Here is a 19412-nt window from a genome sequence, read left to right as displayed (position 1 = left end):
GGGCATCTCTGCGAGCACCTGGCGGGCGTCTCCCCGGTAGATCGCCATGCATCGTGCTGCTGCTCAGTTCGCTGGTTGCAGGCCGGCCAGAAGGTTGAAGGCCCCGGTCAGCAGGTTGAGTGTGACCACGCCGACGATCTCCGCGATGATGCGGTCGCTCCAGCCGTGCGCGCGGAGGTCTGCGACATCCGCGTCGGTGATGGAGGACGGCTCGGCCAGCACCCGTACGGCCACGGCGATCAGGGCTGCCTCTCTGGCGTCGGTGGACGTGCCCTGCCGGGCCAGGGCGATGTCGGCCTCGCTGAGCCCGGCCGCGCGCCCGGCCTCGACGTGCGCCTGCATGCAGGTGCCGCATCCGATCCACTCCTGGACGGCGAGCGAGACCTTCTCGCTGAGGGCGCGGGGCAGCTTGACCCGCTTCATGGCGCGAGAGAAGTTCAGGTAGCCCTCAAGCAGCGCCGGCGAGTGCGCCATGGTGGCGACCATCTCCCCCACGCTTCCTCTCCTGTCGAGGATGTCGTTCAGCAGTTCCTTGGACCTGCCCGGGGCGTCGGCAGGCTCAAGCGGGACGAGACGTCGCATATGTCCTCCTCAAGACTCTCGATGTACCATACCCCCCTACCGTATAAAGGAGGAAGGCGTGGAGCGATGGCTCGTTGAGCATCTGTCCCACTGGCTCGGCGGCTGGCCCGCAGTGACCGAGCTGGACATCATCGGCGCGGACGTGCGCGATCATCCCGGCTGGGACGGCAAGGTCCATCCCGCGATCGGGGTGTCCAGCCCCGAGGCAGGCGTGTTGTCGCTCCCTCCACACGCCGTCACGGCCGCGACGAAGCTGTACGCCGAGGACAGGGACCTCGCCGTGCTGGGGCCGCGGGTTCCCGCTCTGGCGGGCTTCCCCGAGCGCGGCTGGTTCACCGCCGTCTACCGCTGGACCACCCACCCCGAGCCCTTGCCCGACGCCGGTACCTGGATGGCCGCGGACGCCCCCGGCGTACCGGACTGGCTGCTGCCCTTCGGCGGGGATGTCCTGGTGGCCATGGACCCCGCAACCGGCGAGCACCTGGCCGGGGTGGGAATCAAACGGCACGACGCCTACGGCCGCGAACTGGCAGTGGTGACCGCTCCCCCGGCCCGCGGCCGGGGCCTCGCCCGCCGCCTGGTCGCCCAGGCGGCCAGACGGGTGCTGGACGAAGGCGCCCTGCCCACCTACATGCACGACCCCGCCAACCGGGCCTCCGCGGCGGTGGCCGAAGCCGCCGGCTTCCCCGACCGGGGATGGTTCGCCTTCGGCGCCGCCGAAGCCCGTTGATCACACTGCTTCACGGCGGGGCACTCCGCCGCGTCAGAACAGATCGCGCTGCACCGCGCATGCTCATCTACGACCGTCACATCGCCGTCGTACAAGCCGATCCAGAGTCCCTGTAGGCCGGCACTGTGCTGATTCGCGGCGGCAGCCGACTCGGCTGGCTCGACCCCGGCTGACCGGTGAGCGGCGGAACCCTCCTCCCACGAGGTTCAGCCATTGACGTCGACGACGAACCCGCTGGCGGCCAGTTCGGTCAGGAAGGCGATCGGGTCCACCAACTGCTCGATGTGGCGGACGCCGGCCGGCAGTCCGGGCAGGTCGCGGACGAGCAGCGCGGCCGCGCGGCCGGTCGCACAACTCTGTGAGTGCCCGCCGAACGACGCCTGAGCCGCTCCGGCGCTGACCGTCACCGCGAAGCCGTCGCTTCCGAGGTGGACCTTCGCCAGCGTCTTGAGCAGCAGCTCTCGTATCCGGGGACGGCGCAGCAGCCCTGCGATGGCAGGGCGCCGGGCGGCGGCCAGCAGCATGGTGAACAGGCGGGAGTCGAGGCACAAGCCCGTGCGGGCGGACGGTACGGCGATCGTCCGGGGCAGCGTGTACTGGTCGGAGAAGGGGAAACGATGCACGATACGGGCACCGTACGGCTCGGGGAAGGCCATCGTCCACGAGCCTTCGAGCGCGCCCAGCCCGTCCAGTGTCCAGGCGATCGCCGCCGAGCCGTGCTGCTCCCCCGAGCCGAGCAGCACGCCGATGTGCAGGTCGCTGCCCGGTGACCGCTCGGCGACCACGCGCGCCAGCAGGTTGGTGACGCCGGGAACGAGGCCGACACTCAGGACGGCGGTCGCGCCGCGCGCCGCGGCGAGATCGTCCAGTTCCTCGATCGCGGCCAGTACGTCATGGGAGGCCGACACGTCGACATAGCCGATGCCGCGCTCCAGGCAGGCGCGGGCGACGGCGGCATTGTCGATCTCGGCGCACATAAGCACCGTCGTGATTCCCTCCAGTGACCTGGCCAGGTCAGCGGGGTCGGCGGCGTCCACGCGAACCGACGTCACACCGGCAATGGGCCGGGCACGGCCTGGATTGCGCCCAGCGACGATCACCTCTGTGTCGGGACGTCCTGACAGAGCCAGGGCGGCCTCGCGGCCGACCGCACCATATCCACCGAGGATGAGGACGGCGCTCACCGACGGGCCCCTTCCGCAACCGTCCGCCCGAGAATGAACGTGGTGTTCACTGGTTCGCCACTTCGTAACCGGCCTCTTCGACGGCGACGGTGATCTTCGCTGGGTCGACGGGGCCGTCGCTGTTCACGGTCAGCAGGCCGGTCGCCAGGTCCACCTCGACGTTGGTGACACCGGCCACTTCACTGACCTCCTCCTTGACGGAGCTGACGCAGTGGCCGCAGGTCATGCCCTTGACGGTGTAGGTGGCGGTGCTCATATCGATCTCCCTTTCAATCCGGTCGGTCAGGAACGAACAAGCCGTGCGATGGCGTCGGAGGCCTCCTTGACCTTGGCCTCCGCCTCGGGCCCGCCCTTCTGCGTGGCCTCGGCGACGCAGTGGGCCAGGTGCTCTTCGAGCAGCGCCAGGGAGAACGACTTCAGCGCGCTGGCCGCTGCCGACACCTGCGTCAGGATGTCGATGCAGTACTTGTCGTCCTCGACCATGCGCTGCAGGCCGCGGACTTGCCCCTCGATACGGCGCAGACGCATCGCATGGTTCTGCTTGCTGTGGCTGTATCCGGCCATGTCCACTCCCCTCTGGTTCGGTTGTTCGGAATAACACCATACCCCCCTATGGTATTTCTGCCATTCGCGGGTGGCCCTTGCCGCCGGCCGTACACGATTGCAGGAGTCCGCATGCCGCACATGATCCGCAAGCCAGGCGTCTCGGCGGGACGTCGCTGGCCGTTTCCTCGCCGGAGTTCATTTCGTCAATGACGCGATCACCGCGATGCTCGGAGCCCTGCTGCCGACGTTGCAGGATCGCTTCGGGCTCGGACCGGCCCTGCTGTCCGTGCTCGTGCCAGGGTCGCTCGATCGGCCCAGTCGGTTCCGCACGACGATCTGACGCCGCAGTACCGTCACCTCATGCCGGAGCACCATGATCTCGGCGTCCATGGCTGCCTCGCTTCGGCCCAGGAGAACCAACCAGCCGAATACCCGGACCACGATCAGATACAGGAGATGGGCTGACACAAGAGCCGATCTGGGCCGTTGGGTCGGGCACGGCGAACTCATGAACTGGGGCGCCGAAAGGCCACCCCCGGCGGGAAGTGGCCCTCGGGGAAGAGCGGCGGTCAGGCTCGGGCGGTCACCAGGGTCACCGCGGTCTCCGAGTGGACGCCGGTCTCATCCGTGCAGTGCGCCAGATTCGCGCGTACGGCGGCCGCGAGGTCGGCGCGACGCGAACCGATGTACGGGCTGACCGCGGAGAAGTCGAACAGGCAGCAGATCGCGTCAGGCCCCCCGGGAAGGGTGGCCGGCAGCGTCCATTCGCGGAGTTCGATGTCCACGAAACCGGCCTCCTTCGCCAGCATGGCGACCTCGATCCCGGGCAGGGACCACGGTTCCTCGAAGAGGCCCGCCTTGTCCGGGCCGAGGACGGTGGCGACGGCGTCGTGCAGGGCGCGGAAGAGGGGGTTGCGGTGCAGCGGCTGCCACGTGGCGATGGCGATCCGCGCGCCGGGGCGGGCGGCCCGCCGCATCTCGGCCAGCGCCGCGCCGCGATCGGGAACGAACTGCAGGACCTGCTGCATGGTGATCAGGTCGAACGCTTGGTCGGAGACGTGCAGCGGGGTGGCACCGCATTCCACGTACTGGATGGGGGCGCCGTCGAGGGCAGGCAGTTCAGCGGCGAGGGCGAGCATGGCGGGGTTGAGGTCGGTGCCGACCACGGCGCCGGTGGGGCCGACCGCCTTGGCCAGCACCCTGGCGACAGTGCCGGGGCCGGTGCCGACGTCGAGCGCCTTGGTGCCGGGGGCCGGCGCCAGCGCCTCCACCATGTACTCCGCCCACGGCTGGAAGATCGACGGGAGCAGGATGTCCTGGTACTGCCGTACCAGGCTGACGTCGAAGGAGGTGCCCGCGGTCACGGCGGCCCGGGACCTCGTGGCCGTTTCGAGGGTCTCGGCGAGGATGTCGACCTCGTCGGGGGAGTTGTACAGGTAGAACGAGGCCCGGATCGCAGCGGGGACGCCGAATCGGCTGCACGCGAGCTGCGCGCAGTGGTTGCCGGACCGGACGGCGATGCCCGCCTCGTCCAGACTCGCGCGCATGCGCTGGAGCGGGATGCTGTCCACCACGAACGACAGGAGCGGCAGCCGGTTCGCGGTGTCGGTCGGGCCGATGAAGCGGATGCCGGAAACATCGCCGAGCCGGTCCAGGGCGTACTCGATCAGGGCCTGGTCATGGGCGGCGATCGCGTCCATGCCGATGTTGCTCAGGAAGTCGCAGGCGGCGCCAAGGCCGACGGCCTGCGCGACCGGGGGTGTGCCGGCCTCGAACTTGAGCGGGGGCGCGGCGTAGTGCATGGCGTCCACCGCGACGTGCTCGATCATCTCGCCGCCGCCGAGGAAGGGCGGGAGCTCTTCCAGAAGTTCGTACCTGCCCCACAAGGCGCCGATTCCGGTCGGGCCGCACATCTTGTGGCCGGAGAACGTGACGAAGTCGGCTCCCAGCGCGGTGACGTCGATGCCGAGGTGCGGGACCGACTGGGCCGCGTCGACGACCATCAGGGCGCCGACCTCATGCGCGCGGGCGGCGATCGTTGCGACCGGGTTCACCGTGCCCAGGATGTTCGACGCGTGCACGACCGTGACGACCTTGGTCCGTTCGTTGAGCTTCTCGCTCAGGTCGGAGAGGTCCAGGCGGCCGTCGTCGGTGATGCCGAGATATCTGACCTTCGCACCCACCCGCTCGGCCAGCAGCCGCCAGGGGATCAGGTTGGAGTGGTGCTCCATCTCGGTCAGGACGATCTCGTCGCCGGGACCGACGCGGAGCCGTCCGTCCGCCCAGATGAACGAGTTGGCCAGCAGGTTGACGGCCTCGGTCGCGTTCTTGGTGAACACGATCTCCTCGGCTCGCGGTGCGCGCACGAACGCGGCGATCTTGCTTCGCGCCCCTTCGTACAGGTCGGTCGCCTGCACGGCCAGCCGGTACACGCCACGGTGCACATTCGCATTGGTGCGGATGTAGTAGTGGTTCAACGCGCCCAGGACAAGGGCGGGTTTCTGCGTGGTGGCGGCGCTGTCGAGGTACACGGGTGGGCGGGAACCGTCAAGGGCGGTTTCGAAGAACGGGAATTCCTTCCGAATCGACTCGACGTCGATCGCCATCGTGGTCTCCTCCTGCCGAATGGTGTAGCGGCATTGTCGGCGGAGCCCGACCGGATAGATCCAACTGGAGTTGCTTCGTGGCGAACCCTTCAGCGTAACCCACATTTCACCAAGGTCGAGCGGCAAGGAGTCGCCGTCATTTCCGGCCACCGAGGGCCTCGAATTCCTCACTTAATGTGGCGGCATGGTCGGCGATTTCTTGGTTGACGGCGCGCGGATCATGGCCAGGCGCCGTTCGCGCGGCCTTACCCGGAGAATTCTGGCCGACCTGGTCGGCTGCAGCGAGGAATGGCTCCGCCTGGTCGAGAACGGGGTGAAACCCCTGGATCGGCTGTCGACCATCATGCGGATCGCCGAAGTGCTCCGCGTCGAGGATCTCTCCGAGTTCGTCGGCGGCCGGACGAAACTCCCGCCCGCCTGCGAGCACGGCGAATCCGACGAGGTCGGGAACGCGCTGCTGCTGCCCGGCCGGTTCACCGGCGAGGCGACCGAGAGCGTGCTGCGGGTGCAGCACCACGTGATGACGGCGTGGGAGATCTGGCAGCGCTCGCCCCACCGCTACACCGAGACGCGGCGCCGCCTGCCGCCGCTGCTGTCGATGGCCGACCTGTCGGCCAGGGGCGCCACCGGCGCGGACCGGGAAGCCGGTACGGCCGGCCTCACCCAGGTGTACCGGCTGTTCGCGGCGCTGCTGCGAAGCTGCGGCCAGCACGCGCTGGCCCTGGTCGCCGCCGATCGCGCGGTGGCCTCCTCGGCGGGTTCGGCGATCACGAAGGCTGAGGTGGCGGGCGTGCTCGTCTCGCTCGGCCGGTACGCCGACGCGCGCTGGCTGTGCCTGGCGGTGATCGACGAGCGGCCCGAGTCGCTGGAGGTCACCGGGCTCTGCTATCTGACGGCCGCGCTCGCCGCCGCCGAGGAGAGCGACGTGCTGCGGGCCGAGGAGCTGCTGAACCACGCCCGTAGGATCGGCGACCGGCTGGGCACGGAGTTCGCACTGGAGGTGGACCTGCACCGAGTCGCGGTCGCGGTCCGGATGGGCCGGTGCGCGCAGGCGATCCGCCTCGCCGCGGGTGTCGATGCCGACCGCCTCCCCGACAGGGACCGCCAGGCGCGGCACCTGCTGGCCGTGGCCACCGCGCACGCGATGGACGGCGACTCGAGCGCGGCCATGGCGCTGCTGTGGCGGATCGTCGAGGGCTGCCCGGAGGAGCTGCGATTCAACGCGGACGCCGGACCGGTGCTGGCCCGGCTGCGGGCGATGGACTGCGAGTCGACCCGAGGGGAACTTCGGCAGATGACCCGGATCACCTCTTGATTCATCAACGTCGGGGCATGGACGACGCGCTTCTCGGCCGTTCGGGACGACCACGCCCGTCGCCATCTCCGCGAACACCGACTTCCCCCTGCCGGATGAGGACACACCGCACGGCAAGACCTGGACGTACCTCAGCCTGAAGGGCGGGCCGTCGAGGCCGGGGTCTTCGCCGGTTGAGGATGCGATCCCAAGGCGACATACCAGCGCCGATCCTGGCGAGTGAGCACCAAGGTCTCGGCATAGTGCCCAGAGGTGCCGCGGCCCACGAGCCGGGCGGTCGCCACCTTCGGCGAGATCTCGCTGCTGATGTCGACGTTCTCAAGCCGGATCTGCCGGCCGCCGTGCATCTCCAGCCGCCGCTGGATGTCGGCTGCCGGGTCGTTCCCGATCGGGGCCAGCAGGGCGAGCCGCTGCGCGTCGTGCTGGTTCAGCCCGGTCACGTAGGCGTCCACCGCGGCCCGGGGGCTGGCGGCTCCTCCGGGCGCCTCCGTGAGGCCGCATCCGAACAGCAGCGCGCATCCGGCGAAGGCCAGGACGAGCCTCCGCCGGATGTCCGAGATGATGCTCATATCTGCCGTGTCACGTCCGATGTGCGTAGAACCATGCATCGGGGGTCGCCGCGATGATGCTGCTCAGTCTCTTGTTCAGAGTATTGGTGCTGTGGTAGGTCATGTACAGTTCGTCGGCGTTCTGTCCTGAACCGTCGCGGCCGGTGACGAACATGGAGTGGCTGATGTTGTCGTTCCGGTCGAAGTCGATTTGCAGGACGTCGCTGACGCCCATTTCCCAGATGTAGTCGAGCGGCTCCGTCCGGCCGGAATTGAAGGGACTGGCGAACCAGTACCAGTTCTCGGCCGCCGCCCAGGTGTAGGTGGTGGTCCAGTTACCTTCGTGCCCGTAGTACCACTGGTCGGGGAGGGTCCGGTTCTCGCCTGGCCAGGAGCCCGTCTCCGCCCAGCCTCCGGCCTTGACTATCTGCGACAGGAAGTTGGTGCAGTCGCCGCCTTCACCGCCGTAGGTCCGGTAGTTCGGGTTGTAGTTGCTCCAGTATTGGAGGGCGTATCTCGTCATCGCGCCGTAGTCGTAGGCGAGTGTGGAGTTACCGGGAGCACGATAGGTGGGGGACGATTTGTCGGGCACCGTGCCCTGGGACGTCGTCCGTGGCCGGGATGTGCTGCTGAGCTTCTTACTGGATGGAACGGCTTTGGACGGTACGGTTACTGCGGTGCTCGGGTAGGTGTCGGGAGCGAGGTCTCCCACGCGGATATCCGGCGCGTCATGGCTGAGCACCCACTGGCTTCCTTCCAGGGTGTACGTCAGGGTGTGACGCAGCTGGTATTGCTCGGCCTCCGGACTGCCTGGCGTCGTGCGGGCGTAGAACAACGTGGTGTTCTCGGTCAGCTTGACCGTCGCGGTCTTGCCGCTGGTCGATATCTGCGTGTCGGAGACGGTGACCTCGCCCCGGCTGTGCCCGCCGTTGGCTGATCTCAACTTCTCGCGGCGTACGTCGATCGCGGCGGAGTCGGCTCGGAGCGTCTCCTTGAGCTGCTCGCTCGCCGGCGTCGCGTGGAGTGCGGTGCCCCGCGAGTCGCCGGTCAGTTGGGCGACTCGCGATTTGAGGTACATCAGTGCGGCGGTTTCGAGGTCTTCGGCCGAAGCGTGTGTGTCGGCCGAATATGCGGGTGTGCTGATTGCCATCAGACAAGCGGTGGCCGCGGCCACCCATAAGTGCCGTTTCCTTGTACGCACGATGCCTCCCCGTAACTATTGTCATGACAACCCGTTGATCGCTTCGTAAGGATCTCTTGCGAGGGGATATCCGTCAACACTGCGCATGCCGGAAAACGCATGTCGGTGCCGCATGGACGAGTAACCGTCCGGGGCGGCCAGGGTGTCAGCTCCGGTGGTCAATCCTTGATCCGTGCCGCGCTAAGATCATCCATGCTTCCGGATGGTTTCTGGCGGGTTATCAGGATTGGATTAGTAGGTCTGGTTCTTGCGGCGACGGTCGCGGGCCTGCTGATCGGTGATGCCTGGCTCTGGGTGGCCGTCGAATGGGCGCCGCCGGCCTATGCGGGCTTCGCCGGGCGAGAAGGGTTCGGCACCCCGACGGTCGTGGCGCTGCTCGTGGCCGCCCCGGTGAAGGCCGCGTTCCTGTGGCTGATCCTGCGCGCTCCTGCGCGGGGGCCGCTCGACCGCCGGGAGAAGGCGCTGCGCGGGCTGCTGTATCTGGCGGTGGCGGACGGCCTCGTGCTGTGGTACCCGATCGCGCTGCTCCCCGACGCGGTCGACGCGGCCTTCCAGCTCGCGCTGTGGGCCGCGATCGACGTTCTCTTCCTGCTCGTCATCCGCTGGCGGTCCGGCATGCTGCGGGCGGCGGCCGGCGCGATGTTCGCCGTCGAGCTGGTCGTGATGACCGACGAGCTGCTCGACGACCTCGACCTCCCAGAGCTCGGCGCGGGCGGCAACGTCGTACCGATCTTGATGCTGGGCGGAGTGGCGGGGATCCTCATCACGGTCATCGGGCAGTGGCGCGACGGCCGGTGGAGCCGTGGCACGCTGACCGCCGGTTGGCTGTCGGTGGGCGTCTACGCGCTGGTGCTCCCGCTCGACATTCTCCTCGACATGATCCACACCGACGGTCTGGCGGTGTCGGTCCTGATGGAGGCGGTGACCCTCGTCAGCACCGTGTGGATCGCGGCGACCGCCCGTGAAATGCCCAAGGAGGACCGCCTGGCGGACCTTCCGCCCGCGCGGCAGCGCGCGATCCGCGTCGCGGTGGCGGCCGTGGCCGTGCTGCCGGTCATCGCGCAGATCCACCCGGAGCAGGCCGCGCACCTCACCCACACCGGCTGGTCGATGGACTGCTATGACCGGCCCAGCTTCGGCGACCTGAAACCTGAGGAGCGCGAAGCCGCGTTCCTGTGCCTGGCGCGGAGCAGAGACGGCGGGGTTCCGCCCATCTTCCCGGACAGCCTGTCGGACCAGGGCGTCCTCTCGTACGCGCGAGCACTGTGCCGTGCGAAGGACCGCGACGAGCAGACGGCGATCCTGACGCGGGCCGGGAGCGCGCGGCCCGCGTGGGGCGCGGACCCGTGGGACCTCGTCTACGTCTGCCCGGAGATCATCGGCGCGACCCACCCCGAGCTGCTGCGGTCGACCGCGGAGAAGAAGGCGGCGAGCGACGCCTACCTCGCCGAGAGGAACGCGAGTTGCCGCGACCCGTGGCCCCGGACGAAGGGTGTCGTCCAGGCCACGGCCACCTACTTCCTGTTCGCCGACGGCGATGCCGGATATCTGGTCCACGATCCCGGCGACCCGGCGGCCGGCGAGGCGGCGGAGCGGGCGACGGACAAGGTCTACGACGACAGCGCCGGCATCGGGGTGGCCCGCAGCGCGGTGCTCATCGGGCACGTCGAGGACGTCATCGATCTGTGCCTCACCGTGAAGGCCCTCCGCACCGCGCCGCCCCGGCGGACGGCCGGGTGGGATCAGGTCAACGAGGTGCCGATCGTCAGCCGCAGCGGCCGGCTCACCGTGCCGGAGATGGGCGACGGAGAGGTGGGCGCGGGTGCCCCGATGCCGAACCTGGCGATCGCGGGGAAGGGCCGCTACCGGCTCCGCGTCTACGTGCGGGTCGGCGAGGCGGGTGAGGAGCACCTGGTCGTGGTGTTCCCGGGCGCGTCGAGGAAGAGGGTCGAGCTGAAGCGGTGGACAGCTCGATGATCGCGATCTCCGGTGCGATGGCGCTGCCGACCACGTGGAAACGCCGAGATCTCGTCCATCGTCGTCAGGAGGTGTGCGGCATGCGGCCGATGCCGGGCAGGAAGCGGCCGACGCGCGCCGCGTACCGCAGATAGGCGGCGCCGTGCACGCGCCGGAGATACGGTTCTTCGACGGCGCGGACCTGCAGCTCGATCGCCACGACGGCCAGAACCAGCGCGGCCAGGGAGATCAGGTTGGGGACCATGGCGGCCAGCCCGGCAGCGGTGGCGATCATGGCGGTGAAGATGGGGTTGCGCGCGAGGGCGAAGGCGCCGGTGGTGACCAGGTCGGTGGTCTCGCTCTCGGCCACGCCGATGCGCCAGGAGGCGCCCATCGAGGTCTGCGCGGCCAGCGTGGCCGCCACTCCGAGCAGGGCCAGCACTGTTCCGGCCGCCTGCAGGGGCCGCTGGTCGATGCCGGGCAGCGGCGGCAGGCCGGCCAGGGCTGCGGTCGGCCCGGCCGCGCCGGCGGCCAGAGCGGCGACGAACAGGAGTTTCGCCCACCACTGGACGCTGCCGCGGGCGAGGGCTGCACCGCGGAAGCCGGCGTCTCCGGTGCGGCGCCACTGCACCCAGCTGCGCAGCCCGAACGCCAGCAGGGCCCAGGCGAGATAGATGACCAACGCGGTGACGGGCATGTCAGTCTCCCGGGCAGGAGCAGCCGGGGGCGCAGGCCTGGGTGGTCACGCAGCAGGCGTGGCCGCGCCAGGCGTCGCGGCCTTCCTTGACCGCGACGGCGGCGATGACCAGGGCGGCGATCGGGTCGGCCCAGGACCAGCCGAAGGCGCTGTTGAGCGCCAGGCCCACGAGCAGCACGGCGGACAGGTACGTGCACAGCAGCGTCTGCTTGGAGTCGGCCACCGCGGAGGCGGAGCCGAGCTCGCGGCCGGTGCGGCGCTGCGCGGCCGACAGGAACGGCATGATCACCAGCGACAGCGCGGCCAGGACCAGGCCGGGGGTGGAGTGCTCGGCCTCGCCGTCGCCGAGCAGGGCGCGCCCGGCGTCGAAGGTGACGTAGGCGGCCAGCGCGAAGAACGAGACCGCGATGACGCGCAGCGCGGCCTTCTCCCGCTTCTCGTGGTCGGCGGCGGAGAACTGCCAGGCCACCGCGGCGGCGGAGGCGACCTCCACCACGGAGTCGAGACCGAAGCCGATCAGGGCGGCGGAGGAGGCGACGGCTCCGGCGGTGATGGCCACCACGGCTTCGATCACGTTGTACGTGATGGTCGCGGCGACCAGGAGCCGGACGCGGCGCCGCAGGACGGCCCGCCGCGCCGGGACGGTGACGTTCGGCGCGGTCACGACACCGTCTCCCCGGCCTCCCGTACGGGACACAGCGCCACGGCGTGGCCGGTGGCGGCCAGCAGCTGCTCGGCCGAGGCGAGCAGGTCCATCAGCTCGGGCCGGGTCAGGGAGTAGAAGGACTGGCGGCCTTCGGCGCGGTAGCCGACCAGGCCGCAGTCGCGCAGGCAGGCCAGATGCTTGGACACCGTGGACTGGGCCAGCCCGAGCTGGGTGGTCAGGTCCACCACGCGGGCCTCGCCGCGCGCGAGCCGCTGCACGATGCGCAGCCGGGTCTCGTCGGCCAGGGAGTGGAACATCGCCGCCGCCGGGGAGACGCCGGCGGCGATGTCCGCGCTGACACAACGGCCGCCATCAGAATCAATCGCCATATGGCGATGATAGCTCGATATCACGATGCATATGCAAGAGGCACGGGCTGCGCTCCTGAGCGGGCTGGTCAGCCGGCTCGCCCGCGCGGCCGTACGACGGCGACCGGGCAGGAGGCGTAGTGAAGCACCCCGTGGCTGACCGAGCCGAGCACGGCTGAGCGGATCGCTCCCCTCCCCCGGGAGCCCACGACGACCAGGTCGGCACGCACGGACGCCTCGCACAGCGCCGCAACGGGATTGCCGCGGTAATCCGAAACGGTCGCGGCCACGCCGGGATGCCGCTCCGACCATGGCGACAACATCCTCTGGACCTCTTCCCGCCGCGCCTCGGCGATGATGTCGAAATCCCGTGGGAAGCCCCGGCCCAACCTGCTCGACGGCAGATCCCAGGCGTGCACCACCCGCAGCCGGGCGCCATGCGCCTCCGCCTCCTTGAAGGCGTAGTCGATGGCCGGGTGTTCGGGATCCTGAGGATTCAGGCCGGCCACGATCTCGCCCCGCATCATCGCGGGTGAGCCACGGACCACCACCACAGGACCCGCTGCGTGCCCGGCGAGGCCCAGGGCCACGGAGCCCAGCAGGAGCCCGGTGAATCCGCCCAGGCCGCGACTGCCGACCACGATGGCCGAGGCCTCGTCGGCCTGCGCACGCAACACCTCGGCGGTATCACCGTAGAGCAGCTCGGTGCTCACGCGGACGGTGCCGCGGAACCCGGCGGCCACCGCTGCGGCCTCCTGCAGCTGCAGCTCACCTTCCTCACGCGCCGGGTCGTCGGCTGAACGCTCGTATGCCCGCCCGCCGTGGACGAACGGCTCTACGACGTGGACGATACGCAGGTCGCAATCGCGTCGGGCCGCGTCGTCGGCCGCCCACACCACCGCGGCCAGCCCTCCCCGGGAACCGTCCACCCCTGCGACGATCGGTTCGGCCATGTCATAGCCCCCTCCACTCGGTTCCGCCGACCGCCTCGGCAACCGGTCGAGCACGTACGCACCACCTGTCCGATGCCGGGCGGTCACCCTGACCGGAGGAACTCCAGCAGCCGGTCGATCGGCCAGGTGTTGATGACCCGTCCGGCCGTGAGCCAGCCCCGCTGCGCGGTACCGACGCCGTACCGCATGTTGCCCAGGTGCGGGACGGCATGCGCGTCGCTGCCGATGGCGAAGAGCACGCCGAAGTCCAGCGCTCGCCGGACGAGGCCGGCGGGCAGGTCGAGGCGGTCGGGAAAGGCGTCGATCTCCAGAGCCGTTCCGGTGCGGGCGCACGCCCGGAAAACCTCATCCCAGTCCGCGTCGACCGGTTCGCGGCTGCCGATGATCCTGGCGGTGGGATGCCCGATGATCTTGACGTACGGATTCTCGCAGGCCCGGACGATGCGCCGGGTCATCTCGGCCCGCGGCTGCCCGAAGTGCGAATGCACCGCCGCGAGGCACAGATCGAACTCCGCCAGGAATTCCGCCGGCCAGTCGACGTCTCCCTCCGGATCGATGTTCAACTCGGTGCCGTGCAGCAGTCGCAGCTCCGGGTAGTCGTCTGCCAGCCGGCGGACCCGTTCACGTTGAGCCAGGGCCTTCTCGCGGGTCATCCGCTGCATGTACAGGTTCGGGGCGTGGTCGGTCACCGCGTAGTAGCCGTAGCCGCGCTTGGCCGCCGCCGCGACCATCTCCTCCAGCGGCGCCACCCCGTCGGTGAGATCAGTGTGGGTATGCAGGTCACCGCGGATGTCGGCCTCGCTGACCAGCACGGGCAGTTCTCCCCGGAGCGCGGCCTCGATCTCGCCGCTGTCCTCCCGAAGCGTCGGCGGGATCCATGGCAGGCCGAGCCGGCCGTAGACCTCCCCCTCGTCGGCCGAGACGATCCTCTCTCCGGTCTCCACGTCGAACAGGCCGTACTCCGAGAGCTTCAGCTTCTGATGCAGTGCGATCTCGCGGGTGTGGATGTTGTGGGGCTTGGAACCGGTGAAGTACTGCAGTGCCGCCCCCCAGGAGTCCTGGTGAACCACCCGCAGATCGACCTGGAGGCCGGCAGGGGTGCGGATCGAGCTCTTGGTGCCGCCACTCGCGATCACTTCGGCGGCGAGGGACGAGCCCGTGAACGCCGCCATCAAAGCCGCGGAGTCCCCGGACGTGGCCAGTACGTCGACATCGCCGATCGTGTCCTTCATGCGGCGCAGCGATCCGACGAACGAACACCGCTGGCAGCCGCCGACCGCCGACAGTTCCGCGACGACCTGCTCGGCGACGCCCATCGCGACATCGATGTGGACGCGCCGGCCCGTCTTGTTCATCAGCTCGATGCCGTGGAGCAGGTTCTCCTCCGTCTTCGCGCCGAATCCGCGCAGCCCGTGCAGGTTCCCGGCCCGGATCGCCTCCTCGAGCGCTTCGACCGAGCCGATCCCGAGTTCCCCGTAAAGGACCATGGCCTTCTTCGGACCGAGTGAGGGAATCGTCGTCAACCGGCGTACTCCGGCCGGCACCTTCACCCGGAGTTCCTCCAGTTGGTGAATGACACCGGTCTGGCGGAACTCCTCGATCTTCCCCGCGATCGACGTGCCGACATTGGGTATGTGGCGCAGTCCGGCCGCGTCGAGGTGGGTGATGTCCTGGGCGTACCCGCCGACCGACCGCGCCGCCTTCTCGTACACCCGGACCTTGAACGCATCGCCCCCGGTGATCGCTATCAGGTCGGCGTACTCCTGCAACAGCGCGGCGACCTCGTCGTTGATCCGATCCATCTGAAGCACCTCGTTCCGTGCGGCCGGGTCTCATGGACCGCCGGCGCGGCGGGGCCGCCCGCGCGGACGCGGGCGGCCACCGCGCGTCAGAGATCACCCTGGCGCAGCGGTTTCAGTGAGAGGTCGCCGAGATCGCTTCCACCAGTACGCCGACCTTGTCCTCGGGCAGCTTCGCCGCGAGGTCGGCCTGGCTGATGATGCCGACCAGTTCCTCGTTCTCCAGCACCGGCAGCCGGCGGATCTTGTGCTCGGCCATCTGGTGCAGGACTTCCTCGATGTCCGCGCTCGCGTCGATCGACCACACCTGCTCTGCTTCGATGAGCTGCCCGGCGGCGAGCGTGGCCGGGTTCTCGCCTCTCGCGACGCACTTCACGACGATGTCGCGGTCGGTGATGATGCCCTTGAGCCGTCCCTCCTCGCAGACCGGCAGCGCACCGACGTTCATGTCCGTCATCCGGCGCGCCGCCGTGTCGACGGTCTCGTTGATCTGAAGGCATTCACAGCCATGGTGCATGACATCACGCGCTGTCGTCATGTCGCTTCCTTCCCTGTGACGTCCCCTTCGATGTCGTGCTACTCAGCCCGCGGCCCGTGAAACCCGCCGGAAGCATCTTTGACCTGCAATTTCTGCAGCATCCCCATCAAATTTTTGCCGACCGGCCGTGGTGAAGGGGCGTCGAGGTGGGGAGGGTGGCAGCGAACTCAGGAGGTGGACCGGTGTTCGTCGATCGTCATGACGCGGGTGTCCGTCTGGCCGAACGAGTGAGGGAAGCCGTCAGCGACGAGAACGTGGTCGTCGTGGGGCTGCCCCGAGGGGGCGTGCCGGTGGCCTTCGAGGTGGCCCGGGCCCTGGGCGCGCCACTGGACGTGATCGTGGTCCGCAAGCTGGGGGTGCCGTTCCAGCCCGAGCTGGGGTTCGGCGCCATCGGGGAGGGCGGCGTACGGGTGATCAACGCGGGGGTCGTCCAGATGGCGCATCTGACGCGGGGAGAGATGGCCGGCGTAACCGAGGACGAGCAGGCCGAGGTCATGCGCCGCGCGAGCCGCTTCCGCCGTGATCGGGCGCCGGTCGACCTGGCGGGCCGTACGGTCGTCGTGGTGGACGACGGGATCGCCACGGGCGGCACGGCCCGGGCCGCCTGTCAGGTGGCTCGTGCGCACGGAGCCGGGCGGGTGATCCTGGCGGTGCCGGTGGGCCCGCCGGAGACGATCGAGAGCCTGCGCGCGGACGCCGACGAGGTGATCTGCCTGGAGACGCCTACCGATCTGTTCGCCATCGGGTTCTGGTACCGCGATTTCACCCAGACCACGGACGACGAGGTGATCGAGCTGCTGGGGCGGTCCACAGGCGGGTGATCCTCAGGCTCGGGCGAGGAGTTCGGCCAGGTGCAGCGGGCGGTGCCGGGTTCCGGCGTGTTCGATCTGGGTGCGGCAGCTGAAGCCGTCGGCCAGGACGATCGTGCCCGGGTCGCTCTGACGGATGGCGGGCAGCAGCTCGTGCTCGGCGCAGGCGAGTGACGTGCGCAGGTGACCGGCGGTGAAGCCGAAGTCGCCGGCCAGGCCGCAGCAGCCGCCGACCGTGCGCAGCTGGACCCCGGCCTGCCGGAGCACCTGCTGATCGGCCTCGTAACCGAGGACGGCGTGCTGGTGGCAGTGCGGCTGGGCGACGGCGGCGAGGTCGATGCGCGGCGGCCGCCAGCCGTCGGTGCCGGTGAGGAGCTCGGCCAGGGTCCTCGTCTGCTCGGCCAGCCGGGTGACGTCGCGGTCGCCGGGCAGCAGGTTCGCGGCGTCGTCCCGGAAGACGGCGGTGCAGCTGGGTTCGAGCCCGACGATCGGGATGCCACGCCGGAGCAGGGGCGCGAGCGTGTCCAGGGTTCGTCGCAGCACGCGGCGGGCGATGCCGAGCTGCCCGGTGGAGATCCAGGTCAGCCCGCAGCAGAGGGTGCGCGGTGGGACGAGCACTCGGTAGCCGGCGCCTTCCAGGACGGTGACGGCCGCGGCCGCGATGCGCGGGGCCAGGTTGTCGGTGAAGGTGTCGGGCCACAGCAGCACCTCGCCGCGTTCGCCGCTGCCGTGCGGCCCCCGTCGGCGGTAGGCGTCGCTGAAGCGGATCCCCGCGAAGGACGGCAGGGGCCGGGACGGCTCCATCCCGCCCAGCCGCTTGACGAGCCGGGCCAGGCCGGGCGCGTGGGTCACGGTGTTGACCAGGCCCGGGGCGAAAGAGGCCAGCCGCGCCCACACCGGCAGCCAGCCCATGCTGTAGTGGGCGGCGGGCCGGAGCCGGCCCGCGTAGTGGTGGGCGAGGAACTCGGCCTTGTAGGTGGCCATGTCCACACCCACGGGGCAGTCATGCTTGCAGCCCTTGCAGGCCAGGCAGAGGTCGAGGGCGTCGTGCACGGCGGTGGAGCGCCAGCCGTCGGTCACGGCGGAGTCGTGGTGCCCGTTCAGCATCTCGAACAGCAGCCGGGCACGCCCTCGGGTGGAGTGCTCCTCCTCCCCGGTGGCCCGGTAGGAAGGGCACATGACGCCGCCCTGGTGGCTGCGGCACTGGCCGACGCCGACGCAGCGCATCACGGCCCGCTGGAAGCTGCCCTGGTCGCCGGGGTAGCCGAACTCGGTCTCTGGCTCGGCGGGCGTCCAGGCGCTGCCCAGCCGCAGGTTCGTGGTGATCCCGTACGGGGAGACGACCTTGCCGGGGTTCATCCGGTCATCGGGGTCGAACACCGCCTTGACCTGCTGGAAAGCGCCGACGATGGTGGGCCCGAACATCTTGGGCAGCAGCTCGGCCCTGGCCTGGCCGTCGCCGTGCTCGCCCGACAGGGAGCCGCCGTAGGAGACGGCCAGATCCGCGGCCCGGTCGAGGAAAGCGCGGAAGGCCGCCACGCCGTCGGCGGTGAGCAGGTCGAACGGTATGCGGGTGTGCACGCAGGCATGGCCGAAGTGGCCGTACAGCGCGGCGTCGCCGTATCCGAACTCTTCCAGCAGGCGGCGCAGGTCACGCAGGTAGTCGCCGAGGCGGTCCGGGGAGACGGCCGAGTCCTCCCAGCCGGGCCAGGTGTCGGGCATGCCGGGGCCGCGCGCGGTGGCGCCGAGCCCTGCCTCGCGCAGCTCCCACAGTTGCTGCTCGGCGGCGGGGTCGTCGAAGAACGCCACGTCCGGGGCCTGCTCGCCGCGGCCGAGATCCTCCACGAGGGCGCGTGCCCGCTGGTCGGCGTCCTCCTGGTCGTCGCCGATGAACGACACCATCAGCCAGGCGCCGCCTTCCGGCAGACGGGCGACCGCCTGCCGGTGCATGTGTTTGCGGGTCTCGTACCCGACGAGCTTGTCGTCGATGCCTTCCAGCTGGAGCGGCCGGTGCGCGGTGATCCGCGGCACGGCGTCGGCCGCCGCCGCGATGTCGTGGTAGCCGAGCACGAGCAGGCTCTGCGCGGCCGGCACGGGCACGAGCGCCAGTTCGGCGCGGAGCACGGTGACCAGGGTGCCTTCGGAGCCGACCAGGGCGCGGGCCAGGTCGAACGGGCCGCCTGGCAGCAGTTGGTCGAGGTTGTAGCCGGAGACCCGGCGTGGGATGTCCGGGTATCGGCGGCGGATCTCGTCCGCGTTCTCGCCGGCGATCTCGCGCAGCCTGCGCAGGATCTCGGCCGGGCGGCCTCCCTCCGCGGTGATCCGGTCGTACTCCTCGTCGCTCGTGGGGCCCACCCACATGCGCGTCCCGTCGTAGGTGAGGATCTCCAGCCGGACGACGTTGTCGGCGGTCTTGCCGTACAGCTGGGCGGTGGATCCGCAGGAGTTGTTGCCGATCATGCCGCCGAGCGTGCAGTGGGAGTGCGTGGACGGGCGGGGGCCGAACATCAGGCCCGTCGGTGCGAGCCGCCGGTTGAGGTCGTCCAGCACGATGCCGGGCTCCACCACGCAGGTACGGGCCCGCTCGTCGACGGAGACCAGGCGGTCGCAGTACTTGGACCAGTCGATGATCACGGCGGTGTTGCAGGTCTGGCCGGCCAGGCTGGTCCCGCCGCCGCGTGAGGTGATCGGCGCCCGGTGCTCGCGGCAGACCGCCACCGCGACGGCCGCGGCCTCCACCGTGCGCGGCACGACGACGCCGAGGGGCACCTGCCGGTAGTTGGAGGCGTCGGTGGAGTAGGCGCCCCGGCTGCCGGGGTCGAAGCGGACCTCGCCGTCCACCTTGGCGGCCAGGTCCCGTTCCAGGTCGCGGACCCGCACGTAGGGCTGCCGGCTCCTGAGGCCGGAGTCGGGGCGTGTCATCACTTTGAGCGT

Annotated in this window: 18 protein-coding genes; 4 read left to right on the top strand and 14 right to left on the bottom strand. The window is 69.9% G+C overall.

The window, feature by feature from the left end:
* Positions 1–63: 63 nt before the first annotated feature.
* Entirely contained in the window at positions 64–582 is a 519-nt protein-coding gene (locus ACIBF7_RS06920) for a carboxymuconolactone decarboxylase family protein (RefSeq protein WP_271276090.1), read from the bottom strand.
* Positions 583–640: 58 nt separating this feature from the next.
* Here ACIBF7_RS06920 and ACIBF7_RS06915 point away from each other — a divergent pair, with 58 nt between their 5' ends.
* On the top strand, positions 641–1312 hold the full coding sequence (locus ACIBF7_RS06915) for a GNAT family N-acetyltransferase (protein ID WP_397196624.1): 672 nt from the start codon (positions 641–643) through the stop codon (positions 1310–1312).
* Positions 1313–1518: 206 nt separating this feature from the next.
* On the opposite strand, the gene ACIBF7_RS06910 is transcribed toward ACIBF7_RS06915, so the two are convergent.
* From ACIBF7_RS06910 to ACIBF7_RS06895, 4 genes are all read right to left on the bottom strand, one after another.
* Complete coding sequence (locus ACIBF7_RS06910) at positions 1519–2496, bottom strand: saccharopine dehydrogenase family protein (RefSeq protein ID WP_397196623.1); 978 nt, start codon at positions 2494–2496, stop codon at positions 1519–1521.
* Between the two features lie 46 nt (positions 2497–2542).
* A complete protein-coding gene (locus tag ACIBF7_RS06905; protein WP_397196622.1) occupies positions 2543–2752 on the bottom strand; it encodes a heavy-metal-associated domain-containing protein in 210 nt (69 codons plus the stop codon).
* Positions 2753–2778: 26 nt separating this feature from the next.
* Complete coding sequence (locus ACIBF7_RS06900) at positions 2779–3060, bottom strand: metal-sensitive transcriptional regulator (RefSeq protein WP_148037235.1); 282 nt, start codon at positions 3058–3060, stop codon at positions 2779–2781.
* Positions 3061–3611: 551 nt separating this feature from the next.
* On the bottom strand, positions 3612–5648 hold the full coding sequence (locus tag ACIBF7_RS06895; RefSeq protein WP_364231694.1) for a SufS family cysteine desulfurase: 2037 nt from the start codon (positions 5646–5648) through the stop codon (positions 3612–3614).
* A 184-nt stretch (positions 5649–5832) separates the two neighbouring features.
* On the opposite strand from ACIBF7_RS06895, the gene ACIBF7_RS06890 reads away from it, so the two are divergent.
* Positions 5833–6963, top strand: coding sequence for a helix-turn-helix domain-containing protein (locus ACIBF7_RS06890; protein WP_271276086.1), 1131 nt, complete (start codon positions 5833–5835; stop codon positions 6961–6963).
* 131 nt (positions 6964–7094) lie between these two features.
* On the opposite strand, the gene ACIBF7_RS06885 is transcribed toward ACIBF7_RS06890, so the two are convergent.
* Positions 7095–7532, bottom strand: a complete 438-nt coding sequence (locus ACIBF7_RS06885; protein WP_364231697.1) for a hypothetical protein — start codon at positions 7530–7532, stop codon at positions 7095–7097.
* Positions 7533–7542: 10 nt separating this feature from the next.
* Entirely contained in the window at positions 7543–8661 is a 1119-nt protein-coding gene (locus tag ACIBF7_RS06880; RefSeq protein ID WP_397196621.1) for an amidase domain-containing protein, read from the bottom strand.
* A gap of 243 nt (positions 8662–8904) precedes the next feature.
* On the opposite strand from ACIBF7_RS06880, the gene ACIBF7_RS06875 reads away from it, so the two are divergent.
* Entirely contained in the window at positions 8905–10689 is a 1785-nt protein-coding gene (locus ACIBF7_RS06875) for a hypothetical protein (RefSeq protein WP_397196620.1), read from the top strand.
* A 64-nt stretch (positions 10690–10753) separates the two neighbouring features.
* Here the strand turns inward: ACIBF7_RS06875 and ACIBF7_RS06870 are convergent, their stop codons facing one another.
* The 6 genes from ACIBF7_RS06870 to ACIBF7_RS06845 all read right to left on the bottom strand — a co-directional run bounded on the left by ACIBF7_RS06870 (position 10754) and on the right by ACIBF7_RS06845 (position 15669).
* Positions 10754–11365, bottom strand: a complete 612-nt coding sequence (locus ACIBF7_RS06870; RefSeq protein ID WP_271276082.1) for an isoprenylcysteine carboxylmethyltransferase family protein — start codon at positions 11363–11365, stop codon at positions 10754–10756.
* A gap of 1 nt (position 11366) precedes the next feature.
* A complete protein-coding gene (locus ACIBF7_RS06865; protein ID WP_271276081.1) occupies positions 11367–12029 on the bottom strand; it encodes a cation transporter in 663 nt (220 codons plus the stop codon).
* Positions 12026–12400: a metalloregulator ArsR/SmtB family transcription factor gene (locus ACIBF7_RS06860; protein ID WP_148036263.1), complete on the bottom strand. Its 375-nt coding sequence runs from the start codon at positions 12398–12400 to the stop codon at positions 12026–12028. Before ACIBF7_RS06860 ends, ACIBF7_RS06865 begins: the two co-directional genes overlap by 4 nt.
* A 68-nt stretch (positions 12401–12468) precedes the next feature.
* Positions 12469–13332, bottom strand: a complete 864-nt coding sequence (locus ACIBF7_RS06855; RefSeq protein ID WP_397196619.1) for a universal stress protein — start codon at positions 13330–13332, stop codon at positions 12469–12471.
* A gap of 83 nt (positions 13333–13415) precedes the next feature.
* Positions 13416–15134 carry a DNA polymerase/3'-5' exonuclease PolX gene (polX, locus tag ACIBF7_RS06850; RefSeq protein WP_397196618.1) on the bottom strand — a complete coding sequence of 573 codons (1719 nt, stop codon included), beginning with the start codon at positions 15132–15134 and terminating at the stop codon, positions 13416–13418.
* Between the two features lie 112 nt (positions 15135–15246).
* Positions 15247–15669: a CBS domain-containing protein gene (locus tag ACIBF7_RS06845; protein WP_148036260.1), complete on the bottom strand. Its 423-nt coding sequence runs from the start codon at positions 15667–15669 to the stop codon at positions 15247–15249.
* A gap of 182 nt (positions 15670–15851) precedes the next feature.
* Between ACIBF7_RS06845 and ACIBF7_RS06840 the strand changes: the two genes are divergently transcribed.
* Positions 15852–16490, top strand: a complete 639-nt coding sequence (locus ACIBF7_RS06840; protein ID WP_364231712.1) for a phosphoribosyltransferase — start codon at positions 15852–15854, stop codon at positions 16488–16490.
* Between the two features lie 3 nt (positions 16491–16493).
* On the opposite strand, the gene ACIBF7_RS06835 is transcribed toward ACIBF7_RS06840, so the two are convergent.
* Positions 16494–19400, bottom strand: coding sequence for an FAD-binding and (Fe-S)-binding domain-containing protein (locus tag ACIBF7_RS06835; protein ID WP_364231715.1), 2907 nt, complete (start codon positions 19398–19400; stop codon positions 16494–16496).
* Positions 19401–19412: the final 12 nt, after the last annotated feature.

It is taken from the genome of Nonomuraea sp. NPDC050478, from assembly GCF_044458265.1.
Classification (GTDB): Bacteria; Actinomycetota; Actinomycetes; order Streptosporangiales; family Streptosporangiaceae; genus Nonomuraea; species Nonomuraea ferruginea.
The sequence above is the reverse complement of the archived record's forward strand: the minus strand, read 5'-3'. Positions and strand labels throughout refer to the sequence as shown.

Excerpts from the sequence above, each read along its gene's own strand:
- ACIBF7_RS06920 (WP_271276090.1), bottom strand. The coding sequence starts at position 582 with ATGCGACGTCTCGTCCCGCTTGAGCCTGCCGACGCCCCGGGCAGGTCC.
- ACIBF7_RS06905 (WP_397196622.1), bottom strand. The coding sequence starts at position 2,752 with ATGAGCACCGCCACCTACACCGTCAAGGGCATGACCTGCGGCCACTGC.
- ACIBF7_RS06900 (WP_148037235.1), bottom strand. The coding sequence starts at position 3,060 with ATGGCCGGATACAGCCACAGCAAGCAGAACCATGCGATGCGTCTGCGC.
- ACIBF7_RS06895 (WP_364231694.1), bottom strand. The coding sequence starts at position 5,648 with ATGGCGATCGACGTCGAGTCGATTCGGAAGGAATTCCCGTTCTTCGAA.
- ACIBF7_RS06890 (WP_271276086.1), top strand. The coding sequence starts at position 5,833 with ATGGTCGGCGATTTCTTGGTTGACGGCGCGCGGATCATGGCCAGGCGC.
- ACIBF7_RS06885 (WP_364231697.1), bottom strand. The coding sequence starts at position 7,532 with ATGAGCATCATCTCGGACATCCGGCGGAGGCTCGTCCTGGCCTTCGCC.
- ACIBF7_RS06880 (WP_397196621.1), bottom strand. The coding sequence starts at position 8,661 with ATGGCAATCAGCACACCCGCATATTCGGCCGACACACACGCTTCGGCC.
- ACIBF7_RS06875 (WP_397196620.1), top strand. The coding sequence starts at position 8,905 with ATGCTTCCGGATGGTTTCTGGCGGGTTATCAGGATTGGATTAGTAGGT.
- ACIBF7_RS06870 (WP_271276082.1), bottom strand. The coding sequence starts at position 11,365 with ATGCCCGTCACCGCGTTGGTCATCTATCTCGCCTGGGCCCTGCTGGCG.
- ACIBF7_RS06860 (WP_148036263.1), bottom strand. The coding sequence starts at position 12,400 with ATGGCGATTGATTCTGATGGCGGCCGTTGTGTCAGCGCGGACATCGCC.
- ACIBF7_RS06855 (WP_397196619.1), bottom strand. The coding sequence starts at position 13,332 with ATGGCCGAACCGATCGTCGCAGGGGTGGACGGTTCCCGGGGAGGGCTG.
- polX (WP_397196618.1), bottom strand. The coding sequence starts at position 15,134 with ATGGATCGGATCAACGACGAGGTCGCCGCGCTGTTGCAGGAGTACGCC.
- ACIBF7_RS06845 (WP_148036260.1), bottom strand. The coding sequence starts at position 15,669 with ATGACGACAGCGCGTGATGTCATGCACCATGGCTGTGAATGCCTTCAG.
- ACIBF7_RS06835 (WP_364231715.1), bottom strand. The coding sequence starts at position 19,400 with ATGACACGCCCCGACTCCGGCCTCAGGAGCCGGCAGCCCTACGTGCGG.